The organism is Citricoccus sp. NPDC055426, assembly GCF_040677445.1.
GTDB lineage: Bacteria > Actinomycetota > Actinomycetes > Actinomycetales > Micrococcaceae > Citricoccus.
In genome coordinates, this window is record NZ_JBFARZ010000013.1 from 71591 (window position 1) to 81999 (window position 10409).

Consider the following 10409-nt stretch of genomic DNA (forward strand, 5'->3'; position numbering starts at 1 on the left):
CTTCGCTGCGATCCGCCGTCGATTCTTCCACGCATCCTGCGGTCCTCTCGCCATTTGCCGGCCGCCCGCAGAGTCTCACGAGCCCCTTCCGGTGGCGGCGCCGGCGTCCAGACCGGTGGCAGAGCCGTCCGGCGGACCGTCCCTGCCCTCGGAGGTGGCCTCGGCGGCGTCCCCGAGGGCGGCCCTGGAGGCGGCCTCCTGGCGCCGCCGGACGTCACGGTTGCGCCGCCGCAGTTCCAGAGCCGGCGGCAGCACCGCCCGGGCCGTCCGCACCGGGGCCCGCAACAGCTCGGCGCCCACCATCCCCGGGGTCAGTTGCAGGCGCATCTGCCAGACGAGCCGCTCCAGGGCGGTGCCCGCACCGTCCACCCACGCCGCGATGCGGTGGGCGTCCACGGGTTCGGCGAGACGGGCGAGCAGTTCCTCGCCGGAGGGCACCTCCCCCTCCTCGGCGGTAGCCGGGTCCAGGACCAGGTCTGGCCGGCCGACCTGGTCCAACAGGTTGCGGCTCTTCGTGTTGGGGGTCAGGGCCAGCGCGGGGCGGCCGTACATCAGGGCGACCACGAGGCCGTGGAACTTCATGCTGGCCAGCGCGTCCACCCGGGCGATGGCCGCGGTGTCCTCCATCACGCCCTGGGAACGGACGAACTCGTCCGGGGTGAAGGGCAGCTGCCGATAGGCCTGCCGGTCGCGGCGGCGCTGGCGACCCGAGGACAACTCCAGGGCCGTGATGGCGTAACCGGAGTCCCGCGCAGCGTCCACCAGGCGCTGCAGCCCGGAGTAGTCATTGCTCCGGCCGAACAGGCCCGGCCGGACGGAGATGCCCAGCCGGCGGGTCCCGTCGTCCTCGGCCACCGGCGGCAGGTCCAGGGCGAAGACCAGGTCGGGGTGGACGACCACCGGTTGATGCGGACGCAGACGCTCCCGGATCCAGGCGGCCGATTCCTCGTCCCGGGCGCTGATGTACTGCACGTTCGGGTGCCGGAAGAACTCGGAGAGATGCTCCACGACCGAGTCGCGCTCCCGGTGGTTCCACAGCGGGACGCCGACCCCACAGATGTACACCTTCTTCTGGAGCCACTCGCTTTTCCAGTAGAGCGTGGAGACCTGGTTGGGCAGCACCAGGTCCCCGCCGCCGATGAGGAAGGCGTCGTAGTCCGCTGCCACCTCAGCCGGGTCACCGATCACGTACGGCGGCTGCAGCAGCTGGTGGACCGGGCCGACGTCGAAGAAGGCGGAGAGTCGTTGCTGCCACAGCCGCAGGAAGAGCTCGTCACCGTAGTTGCCCCAACCGAAGAAGCCGACGAGCCCCACCCGTGGACGTACTCCCCGGTGCGGGCTGGCGGTGTCCGGCGGGCCGGCTGCCGATGGTGCGGCCCAGGTCGGGGCGGGCCCGATGCCGGGTCTGAAGGCCGGCCCGCTGAGGTCAGGGCGTGCTGTCGGCATCGAGATGGAGGCGTTCTCGGATGGAGCGTGCCAGGTGGGCGGACACCGTCAGGCTGTGGTGTTGCTCCGCGAAGGCGCGGGAGGCCTCGCGTGCCCCGGCGGTGAGCAGGCGGTCCGCGCGTCCCAGCGCCGCCGCCATCTCCTCCGGGGACTCCCCCGCGAAGAACTCGGTGAACTCGGCCGGCAGCAGGCCCGGCAGGACCCCGACCCGGCTGGCCACCACCGGCAGGTCGAAGCTCGGGCCCAGCAGGGCGCCACCGGAGTTCAGGGCGCGCTCGTGGGGCAGCACCATGAGATCGGCGGCCCGCAGCAGGCGCTGGACCTCGTCCCCCGGGACGCGGCGGTCGTTCAGCAGGACATAGGGGTGCATCCGCAGCCGGTCCATCAGCGCGGTGGAGTCCGCGTCCGTGTCCGCCTTGCCCGCGACGATCAGGCGACGGGGGGCCTCGGACGTGGCCAGTAGGGCGTCGAAGGCGTCGAGCAGACGCTCGATGCCCTTGTAGGCCTTGATGGCGCCGAGGACCACGTACACGATCTCATCGGACTCGATCCCCATCATGATGCGGGCCTGGTCCCGGGAGACATAGTCCTCGTAGGCACCGAGGTAGGAAGGATGCGGTGAGCTCAGGACCTTCTCGGCTGGCAGGTCGATGATGTCCCGGACGATCTCCGGGGTGTCCTCGCTCATCACGTGGATGAGGTCCACCTCGCTGGCCACGGCCTGCTGCAGCCGGAGTTCCTCCTCGGGGAAGGCGGCATCATGGCTGACCATGTTGTGCATGGTCCAGATGACCTGGCCCCCGTCCTTGCGGAAACGGCGCAACTCGGACATGAATCGGTTGGACTGTTCCGCCGCCTTGCGGGCGGAGGTGACGCCCTGGTGGACGAAGGACAGCCAGTGCAGGTGGTAGAGGACCCCGCGGGTCTGGCCACGCAGGCGGGTCAGTTCGGCGAACGACCAGGGGTCGGTGACGGGCGTCAGCGCGAGGCCGTGGTCGCCGAAGGAGCGGTAGGCCAGCTGTTGGTACGGGTTGCCGCGGACCACCGGCCCGTAGCCGAAGAGCCACGGCTCGTCGGCGTCCCGCGTGGTGTAGTAGCGCACGGCCGCCAGGGCCTCGTGCAGTGGCGTGCCCTCCTCCGGGAGGATCCCCTGATACCGCAGTTCCACGTGCCTATGCTCCCTCAGTCGATGTCTGTGACGTGCTGACCGCCCGGTAGACCTCCCGGTAGCGCTGGCCGGCGGCCTGACCCGAGTGGGCCTGTTCGACCCACCGGCGGCCGGCGGACCCCATACGTTCCCGCCCGTCCTCGTCCGCCAGCAGTTCGCCGAGGACTCGGGCCAGGTCCACGGGGTCCTCCGGGGCGAAGACGCGGCCACGCTCCCCGTCCCCGAGCAGCCCGGCCAGGGCCGGCAGGTCAGCGGCGACGACCGGACGTGCCATCGCCATCGCCTCGAGTGCCTCGGCCGGCGCCACATAGGTGGCCGCGCGCTCGTGGACCCGTGGCACCACGAAGACATCGATCAGGGAATGATGCCGGGCCGGGTCCGCGGCGTCGGCGGGGCCGGTGAGCACGACGCGGTCGATCACGTCGTAGAGCTTGACCAGCTCCCAGAGCCCGTCCCGGCGCGCGCCCTCGCCGACCAGGACACACCGCACCTGAAGGCCGCGTTCCTTCAGCAGGGACATCGCCTTGATCAGCACCTCCTGGCCCTCGCGCCGGTGGTCCATGGTCGCCACACAGCCGACGGTGAGACCGGTCAGACGGTACTCGGCGGCGAGTTCCGCATCGCGGGTCCGCGGTGCGAACTCCCGGAGGTCCACCACCTCGGGCACCAGGTGGACCCGGTCCGCCCGGACCCCCCGGGACACCAGCTCGTCCTGCAGCGCGGGGCCGGGGACCACCACGGCGTCGGCCTCCACCATGCACATCCGCTCGACCTCGAGGCGGCGCCGGTAGACCTCCGAGGTCTCCTCCAGCGCGCCCTCCCCCGTCCAGGCGGTCTCGAACAGGGAGGTGACCTCGTAGACCACGGGCAGCCCGGTCTTGGCCTTGAGGGCCAGGGCGACGAGGGCCGTCTCGAAGCCCCGGCGGCCCGAGGTGACGTGGACCACGGCCGGGCGCAGGTCCTGGACGCGGCGGTGGGCGTACCAGGCGAAGTCCTCCAGCCAGCGGTCGGCGGGGACCTCCCCGTAGGGGATGCCGGGATCGAGGCGGTGATGCAGGATCCCGTCCACCTCCTCGGCCTCCGGGAAGTCGTCGCCCACCAGATCACGGGGGAAGCCGAGTTCGGTGACCACCACCGGCTGCAGTCCGGCATCCCGTTGAGCGCGGAGCGCGCGGCGGTGGCGGGCGGTGGATGCGTCCTGGTGATAGGGACCGGAGGCGGGGACGAGGTGGAGGATCCGGTCCTCCCCGGCCACCTGCGCGGGCACCACCGGCGCCGCGGGGCCGGGCAGCCGGGGCACCCAGCCGGTCAGTTCCCGGGCGCGGCCGTTGACGGACGCCACGGTCCGCCGGACACCGAGGTCGGTCACGCCCAGGCGGGACGCCCACCGCAACTCCTCGGTGATGGCGCCCGTGCGCGTGGCCAGGAACAGGGCGGCCTTCTGGAATCCTGGGTCCCCGCCCAGGTCCTGTTCGAGTAGGTCCTTCCAGAGCAGTCCCCGGTGGAAGGTGGCAGCGTTCTTGGCTCGCCGCAGGGGCTGGTCCCCCCGGAACTGCGAGGTGGTCATCGCCTCGCGCAGCACCCGGTACCGGTCGTCCCAGTCGGAGGACTTCCCCGCGGACCGGTCGGAGCCGATCCGCACGAGCTGGCCGGCCGCCTGCGTCAGGCCGATCTCGCGCTGTCGCAGCGACCGGCGCAGCCGGGCCAGGTCGCGCTTGACACGGCCGGCCCACGCGCGCACGCCGCGGCGGGGGGCGGCGGCGTTCCGCTCTTCCCACAGTGCCGCCAGGGAATCACGCTCCGCCACGATCCGGGTGAGCTCGCGGTGGACGCCGACCAGCTCCCGGCGCATCAGCTCGCGCTCCTCCGCGGCGGACCGCGCGGAATCCTCTGTGATGATGTGGTGCTGGATGGCGGTGCTCCCGGTTCACTCTTCGATCCAATGCTGCCCCGTCCAGCGAGTGGCCCCGCAGGACGGACGGTGGTCCCCCTGGAGTTTACCGGCCCTGCCCCGCGCCGCCGGCCAGGCTCAGCCGGTCAGGCCCAGCCGCGTCCGGAGCTCCCGGGCGAACTCCGCGCTGACGGTCCGCGCGTGGTGCTCCTCGGCGAAGCCGCGTGCCGCGTGCCGCGCGTCGGCGCCCAGGAGCCGGTCGGCCCGGGCCAGGGCGGCGGCGACGTCCTCGGGTGCGGTGGAGGACATGAACTCGGTGAACTCCTCCGACAGGGTCCCGGGGAGCACCCCCACCCGGTTGGCGACGAGGGGCAGCCCGAAGCTCGGACCCAGCAGGGCGGCGCCTGAGTTCAGGGCCACCTGGTGCGGCAGCACCATCAGGTCCGCGGCGCGCATCAGGTACTGGACCTGTTCGTTGGGGACCTTGACATCGTGCACCAGCACGTGGGGGTGCATCCTCAGGCGCTTCAGCAGGGCACGGGTGCGGCGGTCGCGGTCGGGGCCGCCGGCGACCAGCAGCCGCCGCGGCGCGTCCGAGGAGGACAGCAGCCTGTCGAACCCGGCCACCAGGGTCTCGATGCCCTTGTAGGCCTTGATGGCACCGAACACCACGTAGACGACCTCGTCCTCGGACAGCCCCAGCATCGTCCGGGCCTGGTCCCGGGGGACGACGTCCGGATAGGCACCCAGATAGCTGGGGTGCGGTGAGGTCACGACCTTCGCCGGGTCCAGGGTCAGGAAGTCCGCCACGAGCTCCGGGGTCTCCGGGCTCATCACGTGCACCAGGTCCGCCAGGTCGGCCACAGACTGCTGCAGGGCCCGTTCCACGTTGAGGTAGACCGCATCGTGGGGGGCCAGGTTGTGCACCGTCCACAGCACCCGGCCGCCGGCCGCCTGGAACCGCCTCAGCCGCTGCAGGTACCGGCCCATCCGGTCCTCGGCCTCCTCTGCGCCCTTGGCTCCCCGCAACACGGTGTTGAGCCAGTGCAGATGGAGCACGACGCCCTGGGTCTGGTCGAGCAGGGGCAGCAGGGACTCGAAGGACTCGGGATCAAGCACCGGGGACACCGTGATGCCCTCGTCCCCGAAGTGACGGTAGGTGAGCGACTGGTACGGGTTCATGCGTGCCACCGGCGTGTACGCGAGAAGCCAGGGCGGTGTCCCGTAGCGCACCGTCCCGTTGCGCACGGCCGCCAGAGCCTCATGGACGGGCGAGCCGGGGGCGGGGTTGAACCCCTGGAACTGCAGTTGCACGATCAGGCTCCTTCTGGGGTTCGGCCGGCTCGGGCTCCAGCTGCGGCTCCTGCGGCACGCGTCTGCACGCGTTCATAGACCTCGACGTAGCGGGGCCCGTTGTGCTTCCACTGCCGTTCAGCCTCGATCCAGGACCGGCCGGCCGCGCCGAGGCGTTCGCGTTCGCCCGGGTCGGCCAGCAGCCCCGCCACGGCATCGGCGAGTGAATCCACGTCCCCGGCCGCGAAGGTGTGGCCACGCTCGGGTGCCTGGACGATCTCCGCCAGCGCCGGCAGGTCGCTGACGAGGACCGGGCGCTCCATGGCCATCGCCTCGAAGGGCTTCAGGGGGGTGACGTACACGGCGGCTCGCTCGTGGATGCGCGGCACCACGAAGACGTCGATGAGGTCATACAGGGCGGACACCTCGGTGTGGTCCACGGGGCCGGTGAAGACCACGCGGTCCTCGATGTCCCACCGGGCGGCGAGCCCCTTGAGGGTCTCCACCCGTGCTCCGCCCCCCACCAGGACGCACTGTGCCTCGATGCCGCGCTCCTTGAGGCGCACGGCCGCCTCGATCAACAGTTCCTGGCCCTCCCGCCGGTGGTCCATGTTGGAGACATAGCCGAAGGTGGGCATCGTGATCCCGAAGCGGGCTGCCAGCCCCGCGTCCCGCGGGCCCGGGACGAAGTTGGCCAGGTTGACGGCGTTGGGCACGAGGCTCACCTTCTGCGCCGGGACACCACGGGAGACGATCTCGTCCCGCATGGCGGTGCCGAGGGTCAGCACGTGGTCGGCGGCGAGCATGCACCGGGTCTCGACCTCCATCCGCCGTCGGAAGATCTCGCCCGATTCCTCCAGCTCCAGGTTCGGCGTCCAGTTTGCCTCGAAGAAGGAGCGCACCTCGTAGACCACGGGGATCCCCGTCTTCTCCTTCAGCGCCAGCGCCACCAGCGCCGTCTCGAATCCACGGCGTCCGGAGGAGACATGGATGACGTCCGGGCGGATGGTCCGGACCTGCTGCCAGGCCAGCCACGCGAAGTCCTCCTGCCAGCGGTCGGCGGGGACGGCGGAGTAGTCGACACCGGTGTCCAGCCGGCGGTGCTCGATGCCGTCGTAGACCTCGACCTTCTCGAAGTCGTCCCCGACGACGGAGCGCGGGAACCCCGGCTCGGTCAACACCACCGGGGTCCAGCCGGCGGCCTGCTCGGCCTTGAAATTCTCGTGGCTCCGGGAGGTGAAGCCGTTGGAGAAGTACGGGCGGGACTCCTTGACCAGGTGCAGCACCACCTTGCGGCCGGCCGGCTCCACCCGTTCGAAGCCGCCGGGGATGCGGGGCAGCCAGCCGGAGAGTTCCGCGGCCCGCCCGTTCACCACCGACAGCGCCCCCTTCAGACGGGGGGCCCCGTGGACCGACTGCGAGACGGTGTCGAGGGACGTGGAGAGGGCGCCGGCGGCCGAGGCCAGGCGGCGCAACTCGTCGAGATAGGCACGGTAGGCCGGATCCTCTTCCCCGCGGGCGGCATAACGGTCCGCCAGCAGGTCCAGCCACAATTGGGCCCGGGGCCCCTCGAAGTCCGCAGGGTCGATGGCCAGCAGGGGGCCGGCGCCGGCCAGCTGCCGGCCCCGGGACCGGCGGCGAAGACGCTGCATCTCGGCCAGTGCCTCGCGGGGCACGCTGCCCACCTGGTCGAAGGCGATCCTGGCCGCTTCGCGCACGGCCGCCGTCGGGCCGAGCCGGCCGGACAGCGCGTCCTTGACCACGGTGACGCCGCGGCGGCGGATCTCCCGGGCGCGGCCCTTCAACGATCCGGCCGCCCCACCGGGGACGTCGAGCGTCAGGGCCTCGACGCGCCACGAGCGGGCGGCACGCTCGGCTGTCAGCTCCGTCAGCTCGTCGTGCACGGCCAGCAATTCGGCCCGCAGCAGCTCGACCATGGTCTCGGCGTTCGGGGCGGCGGGCGCCTCGTCGATGGGCTCCCTGTTCGGTTCATGTCTCACGGTGAGCTTGAGTTCCCTTCGCTCGGGCCTGGATCGGGTCGGATGCCCAGGTCGGCATAGAGTCGAGTGTAGGTCGCGGCATTCTGTTCCCAGGTCCGTGTGGTCAACGCCCAGCGGCGTCCGGCCTCACCGAGTCGGGACCGGAGCGCCGGGTCGTCGATGAGTCCCGCCAGTGCTCCGGCCAGCGCCTCGGCGTCGTCCGGGGCCACCAGGGCGCCGGTGACCCCGTCCTGGACCAGTTCGGCCAGCGCGGGCAGGTCGGCGGCCACCACGGCCCGCGCGGAGGCGGAGGCCTCCACGGACTTCATCGGGGTGACGTAGCGGGTGACCGGGAGGTCGCGACGGGGCACCACGAAGACGTCGAGGGCGGCGTGGTTCCAGCGCGCCTCGGCGCCGTCCACACGGCCCGTGAACTGGCAGCGGTCCGTCAGGCCCAGCTGTGCGGCCAGGACGCGGAGTCCGGGCAGGGCCACGCCGTCGCCCACGATCCTCAGCTTCAGCCGCGGGTACCGCGGGGCCAGCAGGGCCACGGCGCGGACCAGCAGGTCCAGCCCCTCGTAGTCCACGACCGAGGACACGGTCCCGACCAGCACTTCGCCGGCCTCCAGACCCAGATGTGCCCGGGCCGCCTCGCGGGAGGGCGGCTCGGCCAGGAAGGCCGGGGCCACGGCATTGGGGCACACGAACAGCCGGTCTGCCGGCACGCCGTGGTCGAGCAGGACACCGCGCATGTTCTCCCCCAGGGTCACGACGGCGTCGGCGGCCCGGGCCAGTTCGGCCTCCCGTTCGGTGAACAGCCGGTAGTACTGGGAGTCGCGGGCCTCGGGGGCGCGGGTCGCGGCCCAGCTGTCGGCCCGTTGGCCGCGGACCTCGTAGACCCAGGGAAGCCCGTAGGACTCGGCCACGGAACGGACCACCAGGGCGTTGGTGAAGTGCGTCGTGGTGTGCAGGACGGCCGGACGGTCCCGTTCCACCGCGGCGGCCAGCAGCCGCGCGTACTGGTCCAGCCGACCCGTGGCGTCGCCGGCCAGCCGCCGCGGCAGCAACCGGGTGTAGGTGACGCCCTCCACCTCGTCCCGGCGGCGGGCCCACGGGATCCCGACCTGAACGGGATAGCCCGGCCGGGTCACCGCGCGGTTGTCGAAGCCTGCACGGCCCAGTGCCGTCAGGACCCCCTGGCTGCGTTGCGCATAGCCCGAGCCCGTATGCGGCAGGGAGCTGTTCAGGACATGCAGGATGCGGCCCGGGACGGCCGGTCCGCGGCGGACCGGACCCGGATCGGGCCGATATCCGTGCAGCACCTGCAGCTCGGCGTCGAGTCGGCGGGCCAGCCGCCTGTTGCCGGGGTGGCTCCGGGCGTGGGCCACCGCACCGGTGACGTCACCGCGGTACAGGTCCAGGCGGGCCGCCGCCGCGTACCAGGCGGCGTGGCGTCCCGCCGGTGGGACCTCGGCGAGCCACTGCTCGGCCCCCGCGTCGTCGCCCGAGCCGAGCGCCGCCGTCGCCCACAGGGCACGGGCCCTCTGCCCGGGTCCGGCGGCCGGCTCGGTGCCTGTCCGGCGGCCGATCCGCCGCGCGGCGTCGTCCTCGCCGAGGATCTGGTGCCCGACGGCGGCCGGCACCCCGTTCGCCAGCCCGCCGGTGCGGGTGAGCAGCCGTGCGGCTGGGACGGAGACGGCCTGCGGGAGCCGGCGGGAGACCTGCAGGGCGAACTGGACGGGGTCCTGGACCAGCTCGTCCCGCACCGTCTGGAGTGTCAGCAGGGAGTTCGTCAGCCAGGGGGTCCCGTGGTGGCCGCCACGGATCACTGCTGGCGCCACTGCCCCCGGGTGTCCACCAGGTGCTTGCCCGCGGCGAGGGGCTCGAGCTCGGCGAAGGCCGCGTGGTCCACCAGCAGCACGATGATGTCGGCGGCCTCGATCGCGGCCTCGGGGGCCACCAGTTCCACGTTGTCCCGCCCGGCCAGCACCGCCGGCAGCTCGTCCACATGGGGTTCCACGGCCAGGATCCGGCTGCCGGTGAACTGCTCGGCCATGGACGCCGTGATGTTCAACGCCGGCGACTCGCGCAGGTCGTCGATGTTCGGCTTGAACGCCAGCCCCAGGGCCGCGACCACGGGGGCCCGGCCGGTGGCCTGCTGCACGTCGAAGGCCTTGGCCTTGACCTGGTCGATCACCCACTGCGGCTTGGAGTCGTTGATCTCCCGCGCCGAGCGGATCAGCCGGGCCGTCTGCGGTGCCGCGTCCACGATGAACCACGGGTCCACGGCGATGCAGTGCCCACCCACGCCCGGGCCCGGCTGCAGCACGTTGACCCGCGGGTGGTGGTTGGCCAGCTCGATCAGTTCCCAGACATCGATGTCCAGCTGCTGGCAGATCATCGACAGCTCGTTGGCGAAGGCGATGTTCACGTCCCGGAAGGAGTTCTCCACCAGCTTGGCCATCTCCGCGGTCCGCAGGTTGGTCAGCAGGATCTCGCCCTGACAGAAGGTCTCGTACAGGCCCTTCGCCGCCTCAGCGGCGGCCGGGGAGGACCCGCCCACGATCCGGTCGTTGGTGACCAGCTCGGTCATCACCTTGCCCGGCAGCACCCGCTCGGGGCAGTGGGCGAA

The 10409-nt window shown here is 72.1% G+C and carries 7 protein-coding genes; all 7 read right to left on the reverse strand.

Features of this window, described 5'->3' with window-relative positions; all coding sequences use genetic code 11:
* Positions 1-75: 75 nt before the first annotated feature.
* Positions 76-1314, reverse strand: coding sequence for a polysaccharide pyruvyl transferase family protein (locus AB0K08_RS15205; RefSeq protein ID WP_363355865.1), 1239 nt, complete (start codon positions 1312-1314; stop codon positions 76-78).
* Positions 1315-1426: 112 nt separating this feature from the next.
* Entirely contained in the window at positions 1427-2614 is a 1188-nt protein-coding gene (locus AB0K08_RS15210; protein ID WP_363355867.1) for a glycosyltransferase, read from the reverse strand.
* A 4-nt stretch (positions 2615-2618) separates the two neighbouring features.
* The gene (locus tag AB0K08_RS15215; protein WP_363355869.1) at positions 2619-4466 is read right to left on the reverse strand and encodes a glycosyltransferase family 4 protein; all 1848 of its coding nucleotides are present in this window, start codon (positions 4464-4466) and stop codon (positions 2619-2621) included.
* Between the two features lie 177 nt (positions 4467-4643).
* Positions 4644-5819, reverse strand: coding sequence for a glycosyltransferase (locus AB0K08_RS15220; RefSeq protein WP_363355871.1), 1176 nt, complete (start codon positions 5817-5819; stop codon positions 4644-4646).
* A 2-nt stretch (positions 5820-5821) separates the two neighbouring features.
* On the reverse strand, positions 5822-7798 hold the full coding sequence (locus AB0K08_RS15225) for a glycosyltransferase family 4 protein (protein WP_363355873.1): 1977 nt from the start codon (positions 7796-7798) through the stop codon (positions 5822-5824).
* Positions 7795-9618 (reverse strand): glycosyltransferase family 4 protein, encoded by a 1824-nt coding sequence (locus AB0K08_RS15230; RefSeq protein ID WP_363355875.1) that lies wholly within the window; start codon positions 9616-9618, stop codon positions 7795-7797. Before AB0K08_RS15230 ends, AB0K08_RS15225 begins: the two co-directional genes overlap by 4 nt.
* Positions 9603-10409 (reverse strand): nucleotide sugar dehydrogenase (locus tag AB0K08_RS15235; RefSeq protein WP_363355877.1); only part of this gene is annotated, 807 nt, incomplete at its 5' end. The genes AB0K08_RS15235 and AB0K08_RS15230, both read right to left, overlap by 16 nt.